Consider the following 25,017-nt stretch of genomic DNA (forward strand, 5'->3'; position numbering starts at 1 on the left):
GTCGTATATCTTTTATAAAAGTTTACGACCATTGCTATATTCAAAATTAATTCTCATCTAGTATTTTGTTATTACATATATATAGTGTCTCCAAACATTAATCCATTGATCTAATTTATATTCTTTTCGAACTTCTTCATCACTATTTGCTGCAGGATCATTTACAACTATATATTCTACACCCTCATTAATAGTAAAACCAACTACGACCATTAAATGACCACTTGGAAAAGCTGAAATAGAACCATCTAAAGCTTCCTTTTCTTTTGATACAACAGATGCTACAACAGGTATACCTCTTGCAATAAAGTTTTTGACCACATTTATTGATGTACATTTCTTTGTATATGCTCTCATTCCTTGTTCACCTGCGTAGGCACAATTCTGAGGCCAATTTCCATATAGTTTGCTTCCTGTATCAAATGTTCCATTTGTAACATCATTTAATTCAACTGGTACTCCATAATATTTTAAAATCATAGTTACTGAGGTTGGGCTACATATAGAATGTGAATCCTTATGTCCACTTGCAATTTGCGATATCCTAGGTACATTATCTATTATTTGAAGATAATTATCTTCAACATCCTCTTCTTCACCTGAATCTGTAGTAAATGAAATTAACCGAAGTTTAGAACCATTACCCCTGAAGATAACCTTAAGCTGAACTGCTTCTGCATATTTATCATTAGATACAAAAATTCTATCTACAGTAACCTTAACTAAATCATCACTTTGTTCTTTATCTATTCCTATATTATTCCCATCCGTTGACCATATCCCGTAACTTATGTAACCAGTCCAATTTTCCCCTATTTTAATTCTTACTAAAAGCTCTATTGAACTGTCACTGGTTGTTTTCGAATTCCAAGATGGTGATATTTGAGTGAATTTAGGTACTTCAATTACAGGTGTAACTAAATAGCCTTCTTCACAATTTTGTGTTAACTTTAAATATTCACCACTCATAACTAGGTTTTGAATTTCATTTTCATACAAAGCTTTACCTTCGCAAAACCAATCCATAGTAACCTCCCATATGTCACTTTATTTTTCTATAAAACTTATGACTTATAACAGATATTATACCATATATAATGATTATAAAAATATCATATAATAAAATATTTGTTATACTAAACTCAATGTAATAACATGCAATTGCAATCAAAATAAAAAGTATTTGAGCAACTATATTTGCTGTTAAACATGCCTTATCTTTTAACAATTGATTGTGTTGATTGTTATTTTTTTCTTTACTCTCTTTAGTATTTTCATTATACCCTTTTAATAATAATCTCTTACTCAATTCTTTTAAACTAGTGCTGTGCATAATCAAACTAAACAAAATTACTGAAATCTCAATAGATAAGCCATCACTACCATACAAAAGAGAACATCCCTCAGTAAACAAAAAAATACCTGCCACCAATAGAGCATAGCTCCACCATGATTTTTTCATCATTGCTTTTACCTGCATTTTATTCATAGAAAACCTCATCATCTCTTGTTTTTAATTTCATGATATCATAATGTAGTATTATTTTCAATAACTACAAAAATAAATTAATTGCTTGATTATACTGATTATAAATATTATAATAAATAAGATTAACTAAGAGAATATAAACTATCCTACAAAATAGGATATATAGATAGGATGTGAAAAAGTGATAAAAGTTAAAGGAAGAAGAAAATGTTTAAAATGCGGGAAAAGATATAACTATTATTATGCAAAACAAGAAGAGGTAGGAAAAGTAAAATACAAAGGCAAAGAAGAAAATGCCAGTTTAGCTACAAATGTAAAAATCTTATCTATGTACAGCTATGAAGTAACCGTAAATTGCCCTGAATGTGGAGAAGAAGAAAAATTTATTTATACAGACTAGATAATAAAATAAAAATAAGGACAAATAATTTTTCATTATTTATCCTTATTTTTTACTAATCACTGTGTTCTCAGGAATAATTACAAATTCACTTCTAATGTTTCTATAGGTATTTACAAAAGTGCATTATCATCATCAAATTCCTTATTTTTAACTCTATTAAATTTAATTAATAAATCTTGTACAGACATATTTTTTCTTTCATCAGTATTGAGGTCTATGGCTATATCACCAGAGTCCATCATTATAGTTCGACTTCCCAAAGCTAAAGCTGAAGATATATTGTGAGTTATCATAAGCGTTGTAATATTGTTATCTAGTACGATTTTATTAGTTAAATCTAATACATTCTTAGCACTCAACGGATCTAGTGCTGCTGTATGTTCATCTAACAAAAGCAACTTAGGTTTAACAAGAGTTGCCATGGTAAGAGTGATTGCCTGCCTTTGACCACCAGATAGCAGTCCTATTTTTGTATTCATTCTGTCCTCTAAACCAAGACCAAGCTCAGCTAGATGTTCTCTAATAAACATCTTATCTTTTTTAGACGGATATTTCATAATGCTTTTTTTTGTGCTTCTCATATATGCAATAATTAAATTTTCACCTACTGTCATATTAGGTGCAGTACCCTTCATTGGATCTTGAAATATCCTACCTATAAAAAATGCCCTGCTATGTTCCGGCTCATATGTTATGTCTTCGCCCCCAAGTTCTATCATACCTGAGTCACAAAGCATAGATCCAGAAACAACATTAAATAATGTTGATTTACCTGCACCGTTTCCACCGATTATAGTTACAAACTCTCCTTCTGATACATTCAAGCTTAAGTTATCTAGACCTTTATGCTGGTCTGGAGTGTTTTTATTAAAAGTTTTACTTACAGAATTTATTTTTAGCATTATAACTTATACCCCTTTCTCATTTTACTAATTTCCATTTTTCTCTTAATATTTGGAAATGAAAGAGCTATAATTACTACTAAAGCTGAAATTAATTTTAAATATGAAGGAGGAAAGTTAGTAGTTAAAATCAATGCAATTATTAGTCTGTAAATTACTGAACCTAATATTACTGATAAAAGCCCAAGTGTTATATTTTTATTTTTTATTAATACACTACCGATAATTATGGATGCAAAACTTATTACAACCATTCCTGATCCCATGTTGATATCTGCTGATTGCTGCATCTGCGAAACTAATGCTCCAGATAGTGCTACTATAGCATTTGAAATAGCAAAACCTACTATCTTAATTGCATCAGTATCTATAGATGAGGCTCTACACATATCCTCATTATCACCTGTTGCTCTAACTGAAAGTCCAAGCTGTGTTCTAAAAAACCAACTCAAAATAGCAAATACTAACGATATAATAATAAGTAAAATAACTACTTTGTAAAATTTACCGCCGATTAAAGTTTCTGATAACGAAAAAATATTTGTTTTATTTAGCAAGGGTATGTTTGCCTTACCACTCATAACCATTAAATTAACAGAATATAATCCTGTCATGGTCAATATACCTGATAATATAGGCTGGATTCCTAGCTTAGTCTGCAATAGCGCTGTTACAATTCCCGCCAAAGCTCCCGACAAAATAGCCAATATTATGCCTGTATGTGGCATACCATTGTAAACGAAAACAGCAGACACTGCCGCTCCAAGTACAAAACTACCATCTACAGTTAAGTCAGCAATATTTAATATTCTAAATGATATAAATGATCCAAATGCTAGCAATGAATACACTAAACCCAATTCAATTGCGCCAATCAATGAAACTAAACTCAATTTTCTTCCTCCATATTCTATGTTATTACAAAAGTTACTCTATTATTTGAAAGTCTTTTAGTAATTCTTCTGGTATTTCAATTCCAATTTTATTTGCAGTAGTAGTATTAATTATTTTTGTATATTGGTTTAATACTTCTATAGGATTATCTGATATTTTTTCTCCATCGATAATTCTTTTTATTATAGAAGCTACCTGTCTACCCAAAATTTTATAATCAACTCCAACTGTTGCAAATCCACCATCTGCAACCATTGAATCTGCTCCTACAAACACCGGAATTTTTGCTTTGATTGCTTCTGCTGAAAGCACAGGCATTGCTGATGCTACAGTATTATCTGTAGGTGTAAATATTGCGTCCACCTTACTAACTAATGATTGTGATACTTGTAATAAATCACCTGAATTTGTAATAGTTGCTTCAGTGTATTTTAAACCTTTTGTATCACAGTATTCTTTAGCCTTTTCTATAGCTGCCACAGAGTTAACCTCTCCACTATTATAAACAAAACCAAAAGTTTTTATATTTGGTGTAAGTTTAAGTGCAAGATCTAATATCTCACCTACACCTATAGCATCTGACACCCCAGTTATGTTCCCTTCTGTTTTATCTAGCTGTTCTACCAAGCCTGCCTCAATCGGATAGCTTACTGCTGCAAATACTATTGGAATATCTTTTGTCGCTGCTGCTGCACTTTGAGCAGCTCCTGTAGCTATAGGAACTATTAAATCCATATCATCACCTACAAACTGTGATATGATTGTGTTTATATTTGAAGCGTCTCCTTGACCATCCTTATATGTTATTTCAACTTTATCTTTTAATCCTAGTTCTTCTAACCCTAATATAATATACTCTCTAATTTCATTTAATGAAGGATGCTCAACTGGTTGAACAATGCCTATTTTAATCATTTCGTTATTCTCAAGTTTTTGTTCTGCATTTTCGGATGGTGTACTTATTTCACCACTGTTTTTAGAATTTTCAGCATTTGTAGCACAACCTGTTAAAGATAATACAATCAACAACATAATTATAATTAATGAAACAATCTTTTTCATATAAATTCTCCTCATTATTTAATTTTTAAAATTTATAAAACTTATTCTATAATTTGAAAATCTTTTAAAGTTTCCTCATCAATATTAATACCCAAAGCTTTAGCAGTATTAATATTAATCATATTAGAATATTGATTAATAATTTCAACAGGATTATCTTTTATAGTTTCACCCTCCAAAATTCTCTTAGCCATTGCTGCAACCTGTCTTCCCAAAACTTTATAGTCTATTCCAACAGTTGCAAATCCACCATCCTTAACCATTGAATCTGCCCCAACATATACTGGTATACCTGCTTTAATCGCCTCTGATGACAACAATGACATTGCTGATGCCACGGTGTTATCATTTGGTGTAAATATAGCATCAACTTTCCCCACCAATGATTGAGTTGCTTGCAAAAGTTCACTAGAATTCGTTATAGTTGCTTCCACATATTTGTATCCTTTTTCATCACAATATGCTTTAGCCCTATCAATACCTGCTACAGCATTTACTTCACCTAAGTTGTATATAAACCCATATGTTTTAACATTTGGAGTTAACTTCTGAGAAAGTTCAAATATATCTTCTATAGCTATTGCATTTGATACACCCGTTATATTTTTATCTGTTACATTCATATCAGTAACCAACCCAGCTTTTACTGGATAACTAACTGCTGCAAACACTATAGGTATATCATTAGTAGCCGCCGCTGCAGACTGTGCAGCAGTTGTCGCTATTGGAATTATCATATCAATATTTTCTCCGACATACTGATTGATTATTGTATTAATATTTGCTGAATCACCCTGCGCATCCTTATAAATTACATCTACTTTATCTTTCATCCCTAGTTCTTCTAATCCTATAATTGTGTATTCTCTAATTTCATCTAGAGATGGATGATTCATAGTTTGAACTATTCCAATTCTTGCTTTTTCATCTGAAGTTGGTACCTTTTGAACTTCATTTTCTGATTTCGCGCCACATCCTGAAGCTAATAACATTGTTACTAAAGTTAAACTTGCAATTATTTTTTTCATTTTATTCTCCTTGTATTTCAAATGAATTATAATTACAAAAACAAAAAAACCCGTCCTATAAAAGGACAGGTTATAAATTCCTGCGGTACCACCTTAATTGATTGAACTAAATCAATCCTCTTAACAAAAATGCTAACACATTTTCTGCCTTGTAACGTAAGCACACGTTTCAGATACTCGGTTTTACCCTTTCACCTCACCCTCAGCGATCCATTTGCCATATTGCGTTCTGCAAGGCTCTCATCTTCCCTTGCTCTCTGTAAGTGCACATAGTGGTTTAATCTTCGCTTCAACAGTTTTGTTTTTGTATTATTGAAAGTTATACTAACACTATATTTTTATGTTGTCAAGATATTTTTTATTCATTACATAATTAGTGAGTACCTCTTTATTATTTTCTAACTCTTCATCTATTACTAAATCTAATAACTCATTTAATATAAGACCAATACATTTCCCCTTTGGCAAGCCAATTTCGATTAAGTCAGTACCGTTAACTTCTAAATCTCTTAAGTTATAACATTGATTATTTTCTATTATATTATTAAAAATAAACTCAATTTGTTTTATATCATATGATTTTTCATCTATTAAATTTTCTTGTAATTCTATATATGCTTTTTTTATTAACAATAATTTATTGAAAATCTCTATTCCAATTTTATTTAACCATCTCTTTATATCCTTTGATATTGGCTGTATTTTTGCATTATGATACAATACTAACATTCTTACAATCTCCACAGTTTCTCTATCATATTTCAAATTTTTCATAATATTAAAAGCTATATTCGAACTTTTTTTCGCATAATCTTCATTACAGGAGTAAATCTCTCTTTCATTGGTAGAATATTGAGTTATACCTATGCCATGAAACATCGTTGCAAGCCTCAAATGCAAATCATTTGTGACATTTGCCATAAAGTCTAATGTATTTTCCCACAAATCATATTCACTAGATATGCTTTTTTTATTATCATTAAATAATCTTTCAATCTCAGGTATAAATACTGCTAAAACATATCTATATTCATTCAATATATTTTTAAAATTATATCCTGTAATTAATTTATTCAACTCAATTACTATTCTTTCAGAAGAAATATTAGTTAACAAACTCTTATTTTTGTAAATGCTAGCTGATGTATTACATTCAATTTCAAACCCTAAAACAGAGGCAAATCTTAAAGCCCTAAGTATTCTAAGCCCATCTTCACTAAATCTTTTATCTGGCTTACCTACACATCTTATTGTTTTTAGCTCAATATCTTTTATTCCACCATATAAATCAACAAGCCCACTTTCATGATTATAAGCCATTGCATTTATGGTAAAATCTCTGCGTTCTAAATCATGTGCAATATCCGTCGTGAATTTAACATCCTCTGGTCTTCTATTATCCTTGTACTCACCATCAATTCTATATGTAGTGATTTCTAATATCATGTTACTTATTATTACAGTAACTGTACCATGCTTTATACCAGTTTCAATAACTTTGTAACCTTTAAAGCATTTTATGATGTCGTGTGGTTGAGCGGACGTGGCTATATCCCAATCCGATGGCTCAATTTCCAATATACTATCTCTGACACATCCACCTACTACATATGCATCAAAACAATTTATGTTTAATATATTTATTGCCGTTTCAACTTCAACTGGCATTTTTATCTTATATACCATACTCTACCTTCTTAATGTAACATGATTTTATATTTCAATTATATACTATATTGTAAACAGTTACAATATAACTATTCTAGTAGTATTCAATAGAAATACTAGCTTTATTTTCATTAAAATATATACTATCTCCTTCTTCATAATGCCATATCGATTGTAATTTATCTGGATATTTTAATCCATTTATTTCTTTATATTCACATATAATAGTCGACCATTCAGCTTCTCTGGTAAAACCATTCATATCTGTTGCAACTCTATCTTTAGTTCTAAAAGACAACATTGCTCCTTCTTCATTAAATGTAAATATCCCGCTAGCTGATATACCATAATAATTAATTGTTGCCTTTGCATGAGTGTCATCTATTGCTTCCCATTTTATATAGTCCTGTAATGCTATATTTGGAACTGCTAAGCATTCTGCAAGTATTGTTACAAGACATGCCTTATCCATTTCATCTCCTCTTTGATCAAATAATGTAACCACCTTGGCAATAGAACCTTTCATGCTTCCAACTCCATTATCATACGAATCAAATCCCTCAAATGGTATTCCATACAAAGATGAGTTGATAAGTGCAAATCTCTCTGGCTTTTCTACAAAATTATACTGTGTATAATCAATTTTTATAGTCTTATCTTTAGACATTTTAAAATCTACATCTTCAAAGGTTGCCTTCATATAAAACATTTTAGGTGTACCTATGTAACCACAAAATCTAAAATACCTTTGAACTGGCAATGGCATATCTTCAATATCCTTTTCTTCAAAAAAACCGGATTCACCTTTTGTATTTACAATATGTTGATTAATTACATTGCTAAACTCAGATACTGTCTTAGAATATGGTAACTTAAAAAAAATAACAACTAATACAACAATAATTAGTAAAACAAATAAAAATATCTCCATAATCTTTCTACTCCTTTTCTCTTTTATCATAATATCTCTCCATCTCTCCAATATTTTTTTCTAGTTTTGATATGCCTTTACATAAACTTTTTATTAAAGTGGAATCAAAGCCATCATACAACTGCTCAATAAATTTCAACTCCCTATTTTCCCTTTCTTCAAAATAACCTATACACTTTTCTGTAAGACTAATTCTTAAAATTCTTGCATCATCTTTGTCTTTTCTCACTGTTAAAAATTGTCGTTTTTCTAATATTGAAACCATTTTTTTTGCATTTTGCCTTGAACTCCCTATAATAGTTGCAACTTCACTAATCGTAGGCGAATCACTTCCACTATTACTAATACCCGCTAACAACAGCCATTGCTTTATAGTCAAATATTCATCAAATTTATCCCCCAAAATTTGTAACTTATTTGATAGTGTAAATATTGAGCCAAATATAAATGCTTTTTCATTTAAATCATCCATTTTTATCTCTCCTTTGTTATTAGACAACAAAACGTAACCGGTTACATTTATTATATGTAACTGGTTACGTTTTGTCAATATGATTTTTTAAAGATATTTTAAAAAATACACTTCTAATATAATATATTTAGAAGTGTATTTCAATTTTGGCGGAGAGATGGGGATTCGAACCCCAGATACAGTTCCCCGTATACACGCTTTCCAGGCGTGCTCCTTAAACCACTCGGACATCTCTCCGTATTGTGTTTTACGACAAAATACATTATAACCTGAAACAATTGGGATGTCAATGATTTTTTAAGGTAAGAAGAAAGCTGATTTACATTGCAAGTTATATTTATAAATATTATGCTAATCTGACAATAATATCTATTTTATATTATTGTCAACTTTCCACTTGTAGAATTTTTTATAAACATCTCTTAATATTGCAGCAATACATTTTTGTGATGCACCATAGAACCTTTTTTTTATTTTGTCAATTAATAATTCTATCCCATCACTTTCATAAATATTATATCCTCTTATTATATCTTTCAAGAACTTTTTTGCTTCATCAGTTACTAAAGTACAACTATTATCTTCAATTATACCAGTTTTATAGTTTATAATTAAACCAACACCAATATAACCATTAAACAATGCCGCTGGTATGTTTTCTGGAAGTCTCACGTATGATATAAAGTATACTGTATCTTCGCTATAATAAGTATCGTAATTTTCCTGCATATAAACCTCCAAAAGTTAATTATTTATAAGCTAATGATATATTTTTATACATGTTATGTCAAGATTTTAATTTAATTAAAACAAAGTTACAATAATTTTATTATTGTAACTTTGCATAATTATTTATTTTAAACTAAATAGAATGTATGTAAAGATTCTTATAATATACGATTACATAAGCAATGTTATAATTAGAGCGAGTATTGTAGATTAACTGCTTTGTTTAGCAATTTAATTTAACATAATTGTTAAACTAATCTCAATATTTTTCTTGCTTCATCCACAGTCGCTATTTCTCTACCTACTGCATTTGCAATATTTACTACTCTTTTAACAAGCATCTCATTTGTAGCTAAAGTATTTTTATCATATTTTATAACATCCTCAAGTCCAGTTCTTACATGTCCGCCCATAGCAATTGCCATAGTTATCATCTGTACCTGGGAGTTGCCTATGCCTGATATATTCCATGTAGCATCTTTAGGAAGGTTATCAACTAAGAACATTAAATTCTTAGGAGTAGCTGGCATAGAACCTTTAACATCTAATACAAAATTAAAATGAAGAGGTCCTTTTAATATTCCTTTTTTTTGATAGAACAAAGCTTGAAATAACATTGCTGTATCAAATACTTCAATTTCTGGTTTAATATTGTTATCTAGCATTTTCTTAGCTAATGCTTCCACCAAATCAAGTGAATTAGCATTTACTGCGCTGGGGAAATTTGATGAACCAGTTGATAAACTAGCCATATCAGCATTTGGCAAATCTAACATTTGGCTTCTCCACGCTATTGAGTTTTCTCCACCTCTAGCACCTGTCGACACTTGTTTAATTATATCTACCTTATCTTCATCAAGTGTATTTAGCACCTTTTCGAACAGCTTTCTATCACTTGTAGGCTTAAGGTTTTCATCTCTTACATGGATGTGTGCAACAGAGGCTCCTAAGTCCTTACACTTTTTTATATCTGCAACTATCTCTTCAACCGTCAATGGTGAACTTGGATTATTCTCTTTTGTTGGAACATTTCCAGTAGGTGCAATTGTAATAATTAGCTTATCCATAAGCCACCTCCTCAACTTTCTTTTTATAGTACTTCATCACAAGTTTTTTTAATAGCTGTTTCTAATCCGTCAAATAGTATGTCAACTTCTTCTTTTGTTATATTTATTGGTGGAGTTATTAATATATGATCTCCTCTAACTCCATCCACGGAACCTCCTCCAGGATATGGTACAATTCCTGCGTCTAAACAGTGATTAGTTATTTTACTATTTAATTTTACTTTCGTATCAAAAGGCTCCTTAGTAGCTTTATCTTTTACAAATTCTAAACCAATCATTAAGCCTTTTCCTCTAATATCGCCCACTATAGGATATTTGTACAAGTCTTGCATTTTATCAATTAGGTACTCTCCTTGTACAGCACTATTTTCAACATAGCCTTCTCTTTCAATAATGTTCATCACTTTCCACGCGATACCTGCTGACAATGGATTTCCAGCATATGTGTGTCCGTGATGAAAACTTCCAGAACCATTTATCATAATTGTATTAAAAATTTCATCCGTTACTGTTGCTGTTCCCATAGGCGTATAACCACAACTCATACCTTTAGCTGTACAAATAATATCAGGAACAACATTTCCAAAATGCTCAATAGCCATCTTTTTACCTGTTCTTCCACAGCCTGCCATAACCTCATCATCAATCCACAAAACATCGTACTTAGTACAAATTTTTCTAATCATCTCAAAATAAATTGGTGATGGATGAACTCCAGGTGCCGATGAGCCTACTACTGGTTCACTTATAAATGCCATTACATTTTCAGGTCCTTGTCTTAATATCTCTTCTTCTAATGCAAGTGCACATTTGATACTTGTTTCTTCTAAAGTGTCACATCCCCATTGGTTTCTGTAATGATAAAACTGAGGAATTTTAGGGAACTGTACTAAGATAGGATCATAAATTTTCTTTCTTCCAGTTATCCCAGTCATTGATAATGCTCCAATAGTATTGCCATGGAATGAATTCCACTTTGAAATTACTTTCCACTTGCTTGACTTGCCATCTCTTTCAACAAAATATTGTCTTGCAAGCTTTAGTGCTGATTCAGTTGCCTCCGAACCACCTGATACAAAATAAACATGATTCAAATCTCCAGGAGTCCATTCTGATAATTTTTGTGCACAATCTTCAATAGTGTCTACAGTCCATCTTGACAAGTGGGTAAAAGCTACCTTTTCCATTTGTTCTTTTGTATATTCTGCTATTTCTTTATTTCCATGACCAATGTTTGCTACTGCTGAACCTGAACATGCATCTAAATATTTTTTACCATTTTCTCCATAAAGGAAAACCCCATCTCCCTTTACAATTTTTGGATAGTTCCAATTTTGATTACGATAAAACACTTGGTTTTTTGGTGCTTTATTTAAACTCATAATATTTTCCTCCTAATTATGTATAATGCTATTGTGTGATATCAACTTTTTCCTTGTTAAATTGATTATAGTCAAATGTACCTTCAAGTTTTGAAACAACTGCTGCAACAATTAAATCTCCATGTGAATTTGTAGCAGTATGAATTTGGTCAACTATACGATAAATACCAGCAACCAATGCAATAGCTTCTAATGGAAGTCCCATGCTTTCAAGTAAAGTAATACTGATAACCAATCCAATAGATGGAACTGCTGCACAACCTACAGCAAGTAAAGTTGCTTGGAATACAAGCATAATTTGAGTTGCAATTGATAAGTTCATACCGTATAACTGACTTGCAAATACTACTATAATACCAAAGTAGATACAAGTACCATTCATGTTCATAGTTGCACCTAATGGAAGTACAAAGCTAGAATTCTCTTCAGGAATACCAATTTCTTTAGAAAGTTTCATTGATACAGGTAATGCAGCAGATGAAGTACATGTACTGAATGCAATTAACCACGGTTCAAAAGTCTTTTTAAAGAATTTAATTGGGTTTACTTTCACTATTAACCCTAAACATAAACCCCATAGTATTACAATAGTAAATATTATGGCTGATAAATAGTCAGTGATTATAAATTTAAGTATTGGTCCAAATATTTCGACACCAAATTGAGCAGTTGCATTTGCCATTAAACCAAAAACTCCATAAGGTGTAAATTTTACAACTATTTCAATTATTTTAAACATAGTCTCTGAGCAAATTTCGATAAATTCATTAACTGGTTTAGCTCTTTCTCCTACCATTATAAGTGCAATTCCAACAAATATCGAGAACGATATAACATGAAGCATCGTACCATCAGCCATAGAAGCTATTGGATTTTGAGGGAAGAAGTCTAAAAGCGAGTCAAGTATGCCAGGAAGTTCTTTCATTTCAACACTTCCAGCTGCAACAGTCCCTAAATCCATACCAGAACCTGGCTTAATAAGATTTGCTAATATTAATCCGATTGATACAGCTCCAGCTGAAGTAGCTAAAAACAAAGTAACTGTCCTTACACCTGTATTTGCCAATCTCTTTATATCACCTAAACTTATTACTCCACTAGTTATTGAGAAAAATACTAATGGTACAATACCCATTTTAATTAGTCTTAAAAATAAATTACCTACAAATACACAAACTTTTAAGATTTCTGCAATAATAGGGTTCTTAGGACCACCCATATTACTAAAAATGATTCCAACGATAACTCCTAAGATTAAGCCGATAAAAATTTTATGATACAATTTAAATTTAAAAACTTTCTTTTCCATAGAACCTCCAAATTTTTTATTTTATAAGCTTCTAAATAAAATTTTGTATGAACTATCCTCCTTTCCTTATTAATAGTGACAAGAAACAAAAACAAAAAACCAGCATAAATATGTCTAATTAATAGACCCATTTAGCTGGTTTACATTTGTTATATAATATTGTTGAAATTGCAATATTATCGCAAATAAAGCAGTCACATATTAATTTTTAACGTTTATTGTAAATGTTTTCATATAGATTTTATAATAAAAAATAATAGTTGTCAACATTTTTTTTAATGAATTAAATTAATAATGGTATTTTTAGAAATGTTTTATTTCAATTTGATATAATATTTCTTTACTTATTTAGAAATTTATTTATCTTAATCCATATCTCTTGTGTCTGAATAAATTGATTGTAGTGTTTTTCTACATTGCTATTATAGCGTTCCAATTCTTTTGAAATATTCATAAAGTCTTTTCTATTAAAATAAGCGCAAATTTTCGGAAGTGTAACTTGGAGTTGTTTTCTCATTTCTTCTATTTTAGTTTCATAGCTTTCTTTTTGTGTAATATAAATTAGTAGTGGTTTGTATCTAATCCATCCAATGCAGGCACGGTAAAAACGTGTTGCAATTTTTTCGGAATCAGCTTGTATATATTTTAATTTTGTTGGTAGAACTCCATCCATAAGATGATTATATGTAGAAAATCCATCATGAAATGCATAGCATGGTACTCGCAATACTTTTCTATTACTTAAACAGGTACTTAAAAAAGTATCTTCTCCTCTGGCTCCAGGTGGATTATAAAATGGCAATACGCGTTCTGATTTTCTTAAATTTATGCATAAATTAGCTCCAGATATAAACTTTGAATAATTAACTTCCTCCACCTCTTCTGCTTGTTCATTTACTAAAATCTTTGTATCAGCATATGTGACTCCTCCATTATTCATAACAGAACGTATATTATCCCAATTAATTATATCATTACTTATTGCCTCTATAAATTGTCTAAAATCATCCTCCGTCATAACATCATTAAACTTAATATATGGGATAGGTGAAATATAACCACAATGATGTCCATTTGTTATATCTGCACTATCTATATATTTTAGATGAGTTGATAACACTTGTTGTCCACCCCATATAACACTTGAACGAGTATTTGTAACTGCTATTGGATATTCATCGTCATCTAAAAAAATTAAGTAATCAATTTTATTTTTCATGGCTGTATAAAGCACAGAATTTCTCTTTGCCGCATAGCCACCTCTAAAAAACAACTGCGCTTCTTCTTCGTTTATGATATTGTTTTCCTTCAAATAATCAATTTCTCTTTGAATTGCGGTATTGCCTATAAAGTAAGAATCATCGACTAAATCAAGTATTTTTGTGTTTACATTTGTATAATCTGTTGATTTTGTATCGGAGTATTTTAAATCATATGCTACTAATAAGTTTAAGCTTACTTCTTCTTTGCCAGTTAATCCGCATTCCTTCCAATTGTATACATAAGTTTTTAAAACTTTTTGAAAGCTCTTTCTCCCAGTTGCAAATCCTATACCTACCCTAATGTTCTTGTTATTATCCAAACACTTCATCTCCCTTATTAGTAGAACGTCCGAGATTCTAACCCATGAAACCTTGAGATTTAACTGATTTCGAGTCAGTCTAGCTATAGCCCCTTCGACCGCTCCACTTAATTATTACAAGTATTCACTAATAATTATAACACAAAACACATATATATTTCAAATTTAATTTCCATTCCAATTTTATTAATTCTTATAATAATTTTTTTCAAAACATTGTTTTTTTAATGTTATATTGGGTATATATAAATTATAGAAATTAATTAGGAGGAAAAAAATTATGAGTAAAAAAATTATGAGTAAAATAGCAATCATTATTGGAAGCACACGTCCAGGACGCAATGGAAAAGCCGTTGGAGATTGGGTTTATGATATATCAAAAAAAAGAAATGATGCAGAATTCGAGCTAGTGGATATAAAAGATTTCGATTTGCCTCTACTTGATGAACCTATGCCGGCAGCAATGCATCAGTATTCTAAACAGCATACAAAAAATTGGGCAGCAAAGATAGAAGAATTTGATGGTTTTATATTCATAACACCGGAATACAATCATTCTACTTCAGGAGCTCTGAAAAATGCGATTGATTTTCTATCGACTGAATGGAACAACAAAGCAGCAGGTTTCGTAAGTTATGGTAGTGCCGGTGGTTCGCGAGCTGTAGAACAATTAAGACTAATAATGGCTCAATTGCAAATTGCTGATGTTCGTGCTCAAGTTATGTTATCTCTATTTTCTGACTTTGAAAATATGAGTGTTTTTAATCCAGACCCTCGTCATGAAGCAGAAGTAAATACTTTATTGGATGAAGTTATCGCTTGGAGCAATGCATTAAAAACTTTGCGTTAATACTTAAAAGAATAGAGCCTAGATGTAAACCACTTACATTTAGGCTCATATAATTTTAATTTATAAAACTCATATATAATTTATATATATCTTCTTTATGATTTATAAACGAATCTACTATATTTGGATCAAAGTGATTTCCCCTTCCCTCAACTATTAATTCAAATGATTCCTTAAATGGAAATGCTCTTTTATATGGTCGCTTACTTGTCAAAGCATCAAATACATCCGCAATCGCAACTATCCTAGCACTTAATGGTATATCTAGACCTGATTTCTTATAGGGATACCCTGTACCGTTCCACTTTTCATGATGACTCTCTGCAATTTCAATTCCCATTTTAAACATACTTTGACTTTGTTTAACTATATTACCTTCTGCTGTACGCAATACTTCTGCCCCATAAATAGTGTGCTTTTTCATTTGTTCAAACTCATCATTTGTAAGCTGACCAGGCTTTAAGAGAATACCATCTCTTATGCCCACCTTGCCGATATCGTGCATAGGGCTAAACCTCTCAATATCCTTAATAAAACTAACAGAAATTAAACCATCATAAACATGGTCCTCTAGCAAAAACTCCGCAATCTTAACAGAATACATTTTCATTCTATCCAAATGATCACCTGTATCTTCATCTCTTGCTTCGGCCATTTTAGTTAGCGCAAGCAATGTACTATATAACATCTCATCTATAAAAATGTTTTTATTAAGACTAATAGCTATACTATCTGATAAAGTCTCTAAAAATGCAATATGCTCTTGTTTATAAATATTTTTATGTATGCTGGAAAAAAATATAATACCAACTGGTTTTTGGTTTATCTTCAATGGTAAGGTTATGGATGATTTAATTCCTGATTGAATTAGTATCCGATTATATTCAGCCTTGCTACTTTTAGTGTAAAGTTCTAAGTCGTTTATAACTCTTGGTGTTTTATTCTTTATTATATTCTCAAGACTAGTACTACTCAATTCCTCTTTTATGCCAATAAGTCTTTTAGGTAACTCACAAAGCGATTCATCGGATATTCCATATGATGCCTCTAACATTTTGCCATCGTCTTTTAATAATGCTATTCCTATATGAGAATATGGTATGAACTCAGAAAAAGATAAATATATATAATTTAATATTCCATCAAAGGATACATCTCTATTTAAATTTCCAATTAAATTTATTAATCCATTCAGCTTGTTAAACATCGTGTTAATATCATTTATTACTGGTTTTAATTCCTTTTTTGTTGAAAAATAGTTTTTAATGTTTTTATTTGTAATACCAAAGTTTCTAATACCATTATACAGTTCATTTAAAGGTTCGATTATATATTTATTAATTTCAAAGAAAGAAACAAATAATAAGATAGAAAAAAAAGCAAAAATAAAAACTGAAATAACAAAATACTTATTCGCTATTTGTTTTTGATATTCAATTAATTCTCCTATAATTTGATTCCACTTATTTAATAATTTTTCGTTATTTGTATTAATAACAAAAATTGCCTTTTCGGTTTGAATACTTGCTACATTATTTTTAATTAAAAATTCAACTGGTACACTAAATTCAATTGATTCCATTTCTTCTATTGAATTATTAAAATGTTTATTAATTATTAAATGTTTCAATTTCAAAGTTTCGCCATGATATTGCAACATGCCACTTTTTAATGAATCTAAATTTGCTTCATACTCACTCATAGAACTATCAAGAGATTCATTGAGTAAATAAATTTTATTATTTAGCACATCTTTACTCTGAAGAAATATACCATCTGACATTGCCTTTAAAATAACTAATTTTCTATTTGAATTCTTAGTTATCATCTGAGTGAGCATTTGCTGTTTGCTCAGCACATTTATCAATATGTTGTGTTTACTATTATTATTTATAATAATGGAAATAATAATAATTAAAAAGCTAATAAGAAAAATAATAAAGATCTTTAATGCCTTAATTCTTTTTTTGATTATTTTTAAAAATTCATTTTCTGTATTATTCATTTTTGTCCTCGTCTTTATAGCATTACTAAAATAATAATTTAACTAAATGAAATGTATTTAATCGTAAACTTAAGAAAATTTTTACTTTAACATAATATATATATCGACATATATAAAAAAAATTTAACATTAAACTAAATATTTATGTTATTATGTAACAATAAAAAAATAAGTCATATATAAAACTCCATTTATATTGATATTATAAAGTAGAAAAATCATCAATAAAAGCAATTAATATCTGTCAGCTTATGTTTATTTATAGTATCTTAGGAATTAATATTAAACAGAAATAATCTTTTTTAAATTTTTTTTATAAGTATAATTTAACTATTATTACAGCAAAATAACGCTTGCATATTACGAATGATGTGGTATAATGTTATTGAGGTCTTACCACAAAATAATGAATAGAAATGAGGTGGAGTATGAAACATAAATTTATTTCAAAAAGATATTGGAAAGATCAATCTACCCCCATGGGTCAAGTTGATGAATTAGCTAAGAAATTTAATGACGTAATTGATTTGAGTTTAGGAGATCCAGATTTAACAACTCATGAGTTAATAATAAACAACTCTATGAGGGATGCTAAATTAGGTCATACTAAGTATACGGATTTTAGAGGTGATCCAGAACTTAGAAACGAAATACTTAAATTCTACAAAGAAGAATATAACCTGTCATTTAAAGATGAAGAAGTTTTTATTGCAGCAAGCGGATGTTTAGGTATGTATTTAGCTCTTGAGGCAATATTAGATGATGGAGATGAAGTGATAATACAAGCTCCATATTTTACACCTTACACGCAACAAGTAGAGCTTGCAAGAGGAATCCCTATTCCATTGAACACTTATGAAAATGAAGACTTTCAAATAAACATTGAAAGACTTGAAAGTTTAATAACCGAGCGAACAAAAGCATTAATCATTAATTCACCAAGTAATCCTACTGGAAATACATTATCTATGGAAACTTTGAAAGGTATTAGTAACATAGCTATTAAATACGATTTACTAGTTATTTCAGATGATATATATACTTCTTTTAGTTTTAAAGAACCATTCGTACCTATCGTTTCGATTGATGGAATGAAGGAACGAACAATAATTATTAATAGTTTTTCAAAAAATTTCACTATGACCGGATGGAGAATAGGAAATATAATAGCGCCTGACTTTATCATAAAGACAATTCAGCAAATTAATGAAAATGTTGTTTTTACAGCTCCTTCTATTTCACAAAGAGGTGCAATATATGCATTGAGAAATAGAAAAACAGTTCAACCAGACATGATTTCCGAATATAAAAACAGAGTTTATTATGCCGCTGAAAGGATAAATAAAATACCTAACATGTCCGTATTGGACCCTAAAGGTACATTTTATTTATTTGTAAATATTAAAAAAACTGGACTAAACTCCGTAGATGCAAGTGACGTTATACTCAAAGAAGCTCATGTGTTGACTATACCGGGAATTGCATTCGGTGAGTGTGGAGAAGGATATGTCAGAATAGCTTGCACTGTTGGTGTTGAAAAACTTAATGAAGCTTTTGACAGAATAGAAAAAATGAATATTTTTAAAATATAAGGAGGCATACTATGAACGAAAATAATAAGAACTTAGATAATAAAAGAATTATGAAATTTTTGATACCTTCAATTATTGGTGTGTTTTTATTTCTATGTCCTGTACCTTGGAAAGGATCAATAAACATCCCTATTGGAATAATTTCAGAATGGTTAGCTGCTACAATAAAACCTATTGCACCCATTTTAATAACAACTGTAATTTTAATATCTGCTATTTTCTCTATAATTACAACATTTATGAAACCCAAATTAATAATTGAGAACAAACTGTTGAGTAGACTTTTTATAACTAGCAATTTTTACTTAATTTTTAGAATTATAGGTGCTTTAGTAGCTGTTCTAGTATTTACTAAATCAGGTCCAGAGTTTATAACTTCTGGTGATACTGGTGGAACTATGATGTCCTTGCTTGCTACACTTATAGCATGGTTTTTTGCAGCATCATTTTTAATTCCTCTACTAATGGATTATGGCATTATGGATTATACAGGTACTATTATAAGAAATTTTACTAAACCATTATTCAAACTTCCGGGTAGATCTGCTATAGATTTAGTTGCTTCGTGGGTAGGAAATTGTAATGTTGGAGTTGTATTAACTACTACACAATATGAGCAAGGATACTATACTGATAGAGAGGCTATAACAATTGCTACATGCTTTTCTGCTGTTTCCCTTCCATTTTGCCTAGTTATAGCAGCAATGCTAAAAGTAGACCACCTATTTATACCATTTTATATTATACTAGCTATTACAGGAATACTCAGTGTTGTTATTATGACAAGAATTCCTCCACTGAGCAAATATCATAATAAATATTATGCTAAAGTAGGTAAACAAATAAATGAAGAAGAACCTGCTGGCATGACTAAATCTCAATGGGCATTACAACTAGCAGTATCAAAAGCTGAAACAGCACCTGGATTAGGCGGAACTTTGTACAAAGGTGTAGATATGTTTCTTGGAATCATATTTGCTCTTACACCACTAGTTATGTCATTTGGTACTATTGCATTAATTTTAGCAACTTATACACCTATATTTGATTGGTTATCACTTCCATTTGGATATTACCTTCAATTATTAGGACTAGAGGAAGCTTTTGCTGCCGCACCTGCTACAATAGTTGGATTTACAGACATGTTTATACCTGCAATATTAGCAGCTAATATTGTATCTTTAAAAACTAGATTCGTTATTGGTGTACTTTCACTAGTTCAGATTATATATATGACTGAAGTTGGAACTCTAATAATAACATCTAAAATGCCTATAGATTTTAAAGGACTTCTAATTATATTTTTAGAAAAAACAATAATAGCATTACCAATTATTGTTTTATTGACAAATTTATTTGGTATAGCATAATAAACGATTTGTATAAATACTAAGGGGAAGTTGAGGTACATATATCAAACCTCCTCTTATTTTTACATTATTGTATTAGCATACCTCTATTAATTTTATTTAGATGTAAAAAAATGCATTTAGAAGCTTTGTCAGGATCATGTTTTTCAATAGCTCTTATAATATTTAAATGTTCTTCATACAGGCTATCTATTGAATCTTCGCTACTAAAAGTCATACCTATAGTTTTACTTATAAAATTATCAAACAAATATGATGTACTCTCTAGCAAATTATTAATTAAGGTGTTTTTACTTATTTTAGCTATCTCATAATGAAACTCTTTGTCATAATGGGATTTAAGTTCTAAAGTTTCAGAATTAACTAAACTTTCGTATAGCTCGTACAATCTTTGAATATCTTCTTCACTTGCATGTATAGCAGCTTGACTAACTGTATAATTCTCTAACAAATGTCTAAGTTCAAGAATATCCTCTATATTTCCATTAGATAACTTAAATGAAAGTGAAAGAGGCTTAAAAAAGCTGTTTTCAGTATTGTTGACAATAAAATTACCTTGACCATGTCGGCTTTCAATTAAGCCTATAACCTCAAGTGCCTTTAGTGCTTCTCTGAGAGCAGGTCGACCTATATTTAAGGTTTGTGTCAACTCCCTCTCTGGTGGAAGTTTATCACCATTTTTTAGTTCCCCGCTCATAATCATATCTTGAATTTGTTCGATAACTACTTGTGATATTTTTTTATTTTCTATTGATTCAAACATAATATCTCCTTAGGCAAAATACTATATATACTATTTATATTTTACATCAAAAGAATCAATTATACAATGCATAAATATTTTATTAATATTTATTATACATTTTTTAATTGTTTTATATAACGATTTCCCTTGCAATAAAAACACTTATGTGCTATAATGAATTCGTGGTAAGACCTCTTTACCTTAATGTCGTTTAAAGCTTAATATAAATAAAAAACATAATACTAAAACAAGGAGTAAATAATAAATGGATATACTTGTTCTTATTAAAGAAGTTCCTGATATGCAAAAAGTAAAGTTTGATAGTGAAAAAGGCGTAGTCAATAGGTCTTCTGCTGAGTCCGAAATAAATCCTTTTGATATGAATGCACTTCAGACAGCAATTGACTTGAAAAGGAAATATAATGCAACAGTAACTGTTTTAACAATGGGACCTCCTAGCGCAGAAAAATCCTTGAGAGATGCATTTGCAAGAGGTTGTGACCATTTAGTTTTAATGACTGATAGAAAATTTGGTGGCTCAGATACCTATGCAACAGCTAAAACTTTAGCATCTGGTATTAAATATCTAGAAAAATACGATTTAATAGTATGTGGCGAAAAATCTGTTGATGGAGACACTGCTCAAGTAGGAGCAGAAGTAGCAGAGTTTTTGAATATACCTCATTCATACTATGTTGAAAAAATAAACAATATAAATGAATTAGAAGTAGAAGTTGTTGTTGAAAGTTTATCTTCAAGCAAGCAAGTAAGAAAAATGAAGCTTCCAGCTTTAATTGGAGTAACGAAAAATATAAATATACCGAAATTACCTACAGTAAATAGAAAATTAGAATCTCTAGAAGTCGACGTGAAAAAAATTTCTTTAGATGATTTATCTGAATATATAAGTGAAATAGACACTGGTTTCAAAGGTTCTCCAACTAAGGTTTCAAAAATTATTATTCCTCATCCCTTAGAGAGAACAAGTCAAATCTTCAAAGATGATTATATTTCTTTTAAAGAAGCTATAAAAAAAGAAATTAAAAAGAATAATATAGGGATGTGATATCATGAGTGAATATAAAGGAATTTTAGTAATTGCTGAACAAAATAACAATGTTATACACAAAGTAAGTTATGAACTTTTAAACAAAGCAAAAGAACTAGCACAATCACTTAATATACCATTAAATTGTTTATTGTTAGGTAATGATGGGATTAATGCTAAAGAACTAAATTACCGAGGTGCTGATACGGTATTTTTTATGAAGTCAGAAATTTTTTTAGTTGCTGAGGAATACCTCTATAAGCAAAATATTGTAAATTTCATAAATGAAAACAAACCAGAAATAGTTCTTATAGGTGCAACTAACTTTGGTAGATCCCTAGCGCCTAGGATAGCAGCAGCTTTAGAAACTGGACTAACCGCTGATTGCACTAATCTAAAAATAGATGAAGACGGTCACTTAATTCAGATTAGACCTGCTTTCAGTGATAATATACTAGCATATATTAAAACTGCTCATTATCCTCAAATGGCAACAATCCGATATAAAGAATTTTCAGAGGCTGAAAGAGATTTAAACAGAGAAATAAATATAGTTGAACTTCAACCATATTTTTGTAATTATGATAAAACTAATATAATTAAAACATTAAATGATAGTGATGTAAATATCACAGAAGCTGAAATAGTTGTTGCTACTGGCAGAGGAATAAAGAAAAAAGAAGATTTAAGGATGATTGAAACTTTAGCTCAAAAGCTAGGCGGAGTAATGGGTGTTTCTAGAGCTCTTGTTGATGCAGGAATGACAAGTAGTGCTTATCAAGTAGGATATAGCGGAAACAGAGTAAAACCTAAAATTTATATAGCATGCGGAATTTCTGGAGCTCCTCAGCATTTGGCAGGAATGAAGGAATCAGAATTAATAATAGCTATAAATTCAGACCCTTCTGCACCAATTTTTTCTATAGCTGATTACGGATATGTAGGAGATATATATGAAATAATTCCTAATCTCATAAGAGATTTAGACTAGGAGAGGATTTATATGAATAGTATTGTTAAAGATAATTTAGTTAGCATTGTAGGAGAAGATTTTGTAATAACTAATATTTCACAAAAAACATCATATTTATATGATGAAATTGAACATATTATGAGACCTAAAGCAGATGAAAATTCTATAGTTGTAAAACCTAAAGACACTGATGAAATATCTAAAATAATGAAATACGCAAATAAAATTAAAATGCCGGTTGTAGTTCGCGGAGGCGGTACAGGGCTTTGCGGTGGATGTATTCCAACAAAGGAAAGTATAATATTATCTACAGAAAGACTGAAGAAAATTGTCGAAATCGATGAGGATAATATGGTTGCAGTTCTTGAAGCTGGAGTTACTTTATTTGAACTTTTAGAAGAATTGGATAAGCATGAAGGGGTTGGTTTTCCTGTTCATCCAGGAGATGAGGGTGCCCAAATGGGCGGTATGGCAGCCACTAATGCTGGTGGAGCACGAGCAGTAAAACACGGAGTTATGAGAAAGCATATCCAAGGTATGGAGGTTGTTCTTCCTAGTGGTGAAATCATGGAATTAGGAGGAAAACTTATAAAAAATAATGCAGGGTACAATTTAATGCAATTAATAATAGGCAGTGAAGGAACCCTTGCAATTGTAACAAAGATTATTCTTAAAATATATCCTAAGGATAAATATTCAGCTACAATAATTGCTCCATTTAAACATTTTAATGATGCTTCAAATGCAGTAATGGAAATACTAAAAAGCGGAGTAACACCTCTTGCAGTTGAATATCAAGACAAACACTTATTTGTAGAAACAGCAAAGATGCTGGGAACAGAGTGGCAAGCAAAACAAGGAAATGCTGATTTAATGATTATAATTTCTGAAAAAACTGAGGATTTACTTTATGCAACATGTAAACAAATAAATGATATATGCCAGAAAAACAATTCATACGAAACTCTATTTGCTGGAAAGAAAAGCGAACAAGATGAACTATTACTAATTAGAAGTCAACATTATGAATATATTAAAGATATTATAGGTCACTCATTCGATACTGCCGTACCTGTTGCAAGTATACCCGCATATTTAAATGAACTTAAGGAACTTGCAAAAGAGTACAATACATTTACAAACATAACCGCTCATATAGCAGACGGCAATATTCATAGTGATATAGTTCTAGTTGATGGTAAAATGCCTCCATATGCAGAAGAATTAAAAGATAAAATATTTAAAACCTGCTTTAAATACAATGGGACAATAACCGGTGAACATGGTGTAGGTAAATTGAGAATAGATGATTTAAAACTTCAAAAATCAGAAGTGGAATTAAATTTAATGAAAAGTATAAAAAAAGTATTTGATCCAAATAATATATTGAATCCTGGTACAGTATTAGATATGTAATAAAAATACGAGAGATATACGAAAATTATTTTTATAGCTGGTTTATTAAATTAAAATTTTAGAAAATTAAAATTTTGTGTATTTTATTTTTACTAGGAGG

23 protein-coding genes and 1 tRNA gene are annotated in these 25,017 nt (G+C 30.2%); 7 read left to right on the plus strand and 17 right to left on the minus strand.

Translation table 11 applies throughout. The features are described from left to right. Positions 1–57 precede the first annotated feature (57 nt). Together J2Z76_RS13850 and J2Z76_RS13855 are read right to left on the minus strand one after the other, a co-directional pair. Positions 58–1,026 (minus strand): C39 family peptidase, encoded by a 969-nt coding sequence (locus tag J2Z76_RS13850; RefSeq protein WP_209512669.1) that lies wholly within the window; start codon positions 1,024–1,026, stop codon positions 58–60. A 16-nt stretch (positions 1,027–1,042) separates the two neighbouring features. After that, positions 1,043–1,489 (minus strand): hypothetical protein, encoded by a 447-nt coding sequence (locus tag J2Z76_RS13855; protein ID WP_209512670.1) that lies wholly within the window; start codon positions 1,487–1,489, stop codon positions 1,043–1,045. Positions 1,490–1,670: 181 nt separating this feature from the next. On the opposite strand from J2Z76_RS13855, the gene J2Z76_RS13860 reads away from it, so the two are divergent. Beyond that, positions 1,671–1,889, plus strand: coding sequence for a hypothetical protein (locus J2Z76_RS13860; protein WP_209512671.1), 219 nt, complete (start codon positions 1,671–1,673; stop codon positions 1,887–1,889). A 113-nt stretch (positions 1,890–2,002) separates the two neighbouring features. On the opposite strand, the gene J2Z76_RS13865 is transcribed toward J2Z76_RS13860, so the two are convergent. The 13 genes from J2Z76_RS13865 to J2Z76_RS13925 form a co-directional block, all read right to left on the minus strand. After that, positions 2,003–2,794, minus strand: coding sequence for an ABC transporter ATP-binding protein (locus J2Z76_RS13865; RefSeq protein WP_209512672.1), 792 nt, complete (start codon positions 2,792–2,794; stop codon positions 2,003–2,005). Further along, a complete protein-coding gene (locus J2Z76_RS13870; protein WP_209512673.1) occupies positions 2,794–3,687 on the minus strand; it encodes an ABC transporter permease in 894 nt (297 codons plus the stop codon). Before J2Z76_RS13870 ends, J2Z76_RS13865 begins: the two co-directional genes overlap by 1 nt. 34 nt (positions 3,688–3,721) lie before the next feature. Next, entirely contained in the window at positions 3,722–4,750 is a 1,029-nt protein-coding gene (locus tag J2Z76_RS13875) for an ABC transporter substrate-binding protein (RefSeq protein ID WP_209512674.1), read from the minus strand. Positions 4,751–4,791: 41 nt separating this feature from the next. Continuing rightward, positions 4,792–5,778, minus strand: a complete 987-nt coding sequence (locus J2Z76_RS13880; protein ID WP_209512675.1) for an ABC transporter substrate-binding protein — start codon at positions 5,776–5,778, stop codon at positions 4,792–4,794. A 330-nt stretch (positions 5,779–6,108) separates the two neighbouring features. Next, positions 6,109–7,464, minus strand: coding sequence for a CCA tRNA nucleotidyltransferase (locus J2Z76_RS13885; protein WP_209512676.1), 1,356 nt, complete (start codon positions 7,462–7,464; stop codon positions 6,109–6,111). A 76-nt stretch (positions 7,465–7,540) separates the two neighbouring features. Continuing rightward, a complete protein-coding gene (locus tag J2Z76_RS13890; RefSeq protein ID WP_209512677.1) occupies positions 7,541–8,377 on the minus strand; it encodes a DUF6544 family protein in 837 nt (278 codons plus the stop codon). Between the two features lie 7 nt (positions 8,378–8,384). Next, complete coding sequence (locus J2Z76_RS13895) at positions 8,385–8,849, minus strand: MarR family winged helix-turn-helix transcriptional regulator (protein ID WP_209512678.1); 465 nt, start codon at positions 8,847–8,849, stop codon at positions 8,385–8,387. A gap of 147 nt (positions 8,850–8,996) precedes the next feature. Further along, a tRNA-Ser gene (locus J2Z76_RS13900) sits at positions 8,997–9,086 on the minus strand. Between the two features lie 132 nt (positions 9,087–9,218). Next, on the minus strand, positions 9,219–9,578 hold the full coding sequence (locus tag J2Z76_RS13905; RefSeq protein ID WP_209512679.1) for a DUF3870 domain-containing protein: 360 nt from the start codon (positions 9,576–9,578) through the stop codon (positions 9,219–9,221). Between the two features lie 248 nt (positions 9,579–9,826). Further along, positions 9,827–10,645 (minus strand): beta-keto acid cleavage family enzyme, encoded by an 819-nt coding sequence (locus J2Z76_RS13910; protein WP_209512680.1) that lies wholly within the window; start codon positions 10,643–10,645, stop codon positions 9,827–9,829. 23 nt (positions 10,646–10,668) lie between these two features. Beyond that, positions 10,669–12,027 carry an aminotransferase family protein gene (locus J2Z76_RS13915; protein ID WP_209512681.1) on the minus strand — a complete coding sequence of 453 codons (1,359 nt, stop codon included), beginning with the start codon at positions 12,025–12,027 and terminating at the stop codon, positions 10,669–10,671. A 28-nt stretch (positions 12,028–12,055) separates the two neighbouring features. Continuing rightward, entirely contained in the window at positions 12,056–13,336 is a 1,281-nt protein-coding gene (locus tag J2Z76_RS13920) for a dicarboxylate/amino acid:cation symporter (protein ID WP_209512682.1), read from the minus strand. Between the two features lie 340 nt (positions 13,337–13,676). Further along, positions 13,677–14,918 (minus strand): hypothetical protein, encoded by a 1,242-nt coding sequence (locus tag J2Z76_RS13925; protein WP_245210471.1) that lies wholly within the window; start codon positions 14,916–14,918, stop codon positions 13,677–13,679. 295 nt (positions 14,919–15,213) lie between these two features. On the opposite strand from J2Z76_RS13925, the gene J2Z76_RS13930 reads away from it, so the two are divergent. Then, entirely contained in the window at positions 15,214–15,768 is a 555-nt protein-coding gene (locus J2Z76_RS13930; protein WP_209512779.1) for an NADPH-dependent FMN reductase, read from the plus strand. Positions 15,769–15,823: 55 nt separating this feature from the next. On the opposite strand, the gene J2Z76_RS13935 is transcribed toward J2Z76_RS13930, so the two are convergent. Continuing rightward, entirely contained in the window at positions 15,824–17,773 is a 1,950-nt protein-coding gene (locus tag J2Z76_RS13935; RefSeq protein ID WP_209512684.1) for an HD domain-containing phosphohydrolase, read from the minus strand. A gap of 428 nt (positions 17,774–18,201) precedes the next feature. Here J2Z76_RS13935 and J2Z76_RS13940 point away from each other — a divergent pair, with 428 nt between their 5' ends. Together J2Z76_RS13940 and J2Z76_RS13945 are read left to right on the plus strand one after the other, a co-directional pair. Then, positions 18,202–19,365: a pyridoxal phosphate-dependent aminotransferase gene (locus tag J2Z76_RS13940; protein ID WP_209512685.1), complete on the plus strand. Its 1,164-nt coding sequence runs from the start codon at positions 18,202–18,204 to the stop codon at positions 19,363–19,365. An 11-nt stretch (positions 19,366–19,376) separates the two neighbouring features. Continuing rightward, on the plus strand, positions 19,377–20,735 hold the full coding sequence (locus J2Z76_RS13945) for a YjiH family protein (protein WP_209512686.1): 1,359 nt from the start codon (positions 19,377–19,379) through the stop codon (positions 20,733–20,735). Positions 20,736–20,802: 67 nt separating this feature from the next. Here the strand turns inward: J2Z76_RS13945 and J2Z76_RS13950 are convergent, their stop codons facing one another. Further along, positions 20,803–21,498, minus strand: a complete 696-nt coding sequence (locus J2Z76_RS13950) for a FadR/GntR family transcriptional regulator (protein WP_209512687.1) — start codon at positions 21,496–21,498, stop codon at positions 20,803–20,805. A 247-nt stretch (positions 21,499–21,745) separates the two neighbouring features. On the opposite strand from J2Z76_RS13950, the gene J2Z76_RS13955 reads away from it, so the two are divergent. The 3 genes from J2Z76_RS13955 to J2Z76_RS13965 are packed head-to-tail and all read left to right on the plus strand — an operon-like array spanning position 21,746 to position 24,917. Next, the gene (locus J2Z76_RS13955; RefSeq protein ID WP_209512688.1) at positions 21,746–22,546 is read left to right on the plus strand and encodes an electron transfer flavoprotein subunit beta/FixA family protein; all 801 of its coding nucleotides are present in this window, start codon (positions 21,746–21,748) and stop codon (positions 22,544–22,546) included. 4 nt (positions 22,547–22,550) lie between these two features. After that, positions 22,551–23,519 carry an electron transfer flavoprotein subunit alpha/FixB family protein gene (locus J2Z76_RS13960; protein WP_209512689.1) on the plus strand — a complete coding sequence of 323 codons (969 nt, stop codon included), beginning with the start codon at positions 22,551–22,553 and terminating at the stop codon, positions 23,517–23,519. 12 nt (positions 23,520–23,531) lie between these two features. Beyond that, positions 23,532–24,917, plus strand: a complete 1,386-nt coding sequence (locus J2Z76_RS13965; RefSeq protein ID WP_209512690.1) for an FAD-binding oxidoreductase — start codon at positions 23,532–23,534, stop codon at positions 24,915–24,917. Positions 24,918–25,017: the final 100 nt, after the last annotated feature.

The sequence above is a fragment of the Sedimentibacter acidaminivorans genome, from assembly GCF_017873955.1.
GTDB lineage: Bacteria > Bacillota > Clostridia > Tissierellales > Sedimentibacteraceae > Sedimentibacter > Sedimentibacter acidaminivorans.

Coding starts and splice junctions, on each gene's coding strand:
- J2Z76_RS13850 (WP_209512669.1), bottom strand. CDS start 1,026: ATGGATTGGTTTTGCGAAGGTAAAGCTTTGTATGAAAATGAAATTCAA.
- J2Z76_RS13855 (WP_209512670.1), bottom strand. CDS start 1,489: ATGAATAAAATGCAGGTAAAAGCAATGATGAAAAAATCATGGTGGAGC.
- J2Z76_RS13865 (WP_209512672.1), bottom strand. CDS start 2,794: ATGCTAAAAATAAATTCTGTAAGTAAAACTTTTAATAAAAACACTCCA.
- J2Z76_RS13875 (WP_209512674.1), bottom strand. CDS start 4,750: ATGAAAAAGATTGTTTCATTAATTATAATTATGTTGTTGATTGTATTA.
- J2Z76_RS13880 (WP_209512675.1), bottom strand. CDS start 5,778: ATGAAAAAAATAATTGCAAGTTTAACTTTAGTAACAATGTTATTAGCT.
- J2Z76_RS13885 (WP_209512676.1), bottom strand. CDS start 7,464: ATGGTATATAAGATAAAAATGCCAGTTGAAGTTGAAACGGCAATAAAT.
- J2Z76_RS13890 (WP_209512677.1), bottom strand. CDS start 8,377: ATGGAGATATTTTTATTTGTTTTACTAATTATTGTTGTATTAGTTGTT.
- J2Z76_RS13895 (WP_209512678.1), bottom strand. CDS start 8,849: ATGGATGATTTAAATGAAAAAGCATTTATATTTGGCTCAATATTTACA.
- J2Z76_RS13905 (WP_209512679.1), bottom strand. CDS start 9,578: ATGCAGGAAAATTACGATACTTATTATAGCGAAGATACAGTATACTTT.
- J2Z76_RS13910 (WP_209512680.1), bottom strand. CDS start 10,645: ATGGATAAGCTAATTATTACAATTGCACCTACTGGAAATGTTCCAACA.
- J2Z76_RS13915 (WP_209512681.1), bottom strand. CDS start 12,027: ATGAGTTTAAATAAAGCACCAAAAAACCAAGTGTTTTATCGTAATCAA.
- J2Z76_RS13920 (WP_209512682.1), bottom strand. CDS start 13,336: ATGGAAAAGAAAGTTTTTAAATTTAAATTGTATCATAAAATTTTTATC.
- J2Z76_RS13930 (WP_209512779.1), top strand. CDS start 15,214: ATGAGTAAAATAGCAATCATTATTGGAAGCACACGTCCAGGACGCAAT.
- J2Z76_RS13935 (WP_209512684.1), bottom strand. CDS start 17,773: ATGAATAATACAGAAAATGAATTTTTAAAAATAATCAAAAAAAGAATT.
- J2Z76_RS13940 (WP_209512685.1), top strand. CDS start 18,202: ATGAAACATAAATTTATTTCAAAAAGATATTGGAAAGATCAATCTACC.
- J2Z76_RS13945 (WP_209512686.1), top strand. CDS start 19,377: ATGAACGAAAATAATAAGAACTTAGATAATAAAAGAATTATGAAATTT.
- J2Z76_RS13950 (WP_209512687.1), bottom strand. CDS start 21,498: ATGTTTGAATCAATAGAAAATAAAAAAATATCACAAGTAGTTATCGAA.
- J2Z76_RS13955 (WP_209512688.1), top strand. CDS start 21,746: ATGGATATACTTGTTCTTATTAAAGAAGTTCCTGATATGCAAAAAGTA.
- J2Z76_RS13960 (WP_209512689.1), top strand. CDS start 22,551: ATGAGTGAATATAAAGGAATTTTAGTAATTGCTGAACAAAATAACAAT.
- J2Z76_RS13965 (WP_209512690.1), top strand. CDS start 23,532: ATGAATAGTATTGTTAAAGATAATTTAGTTAGCATTGTAGGAGAAGAT.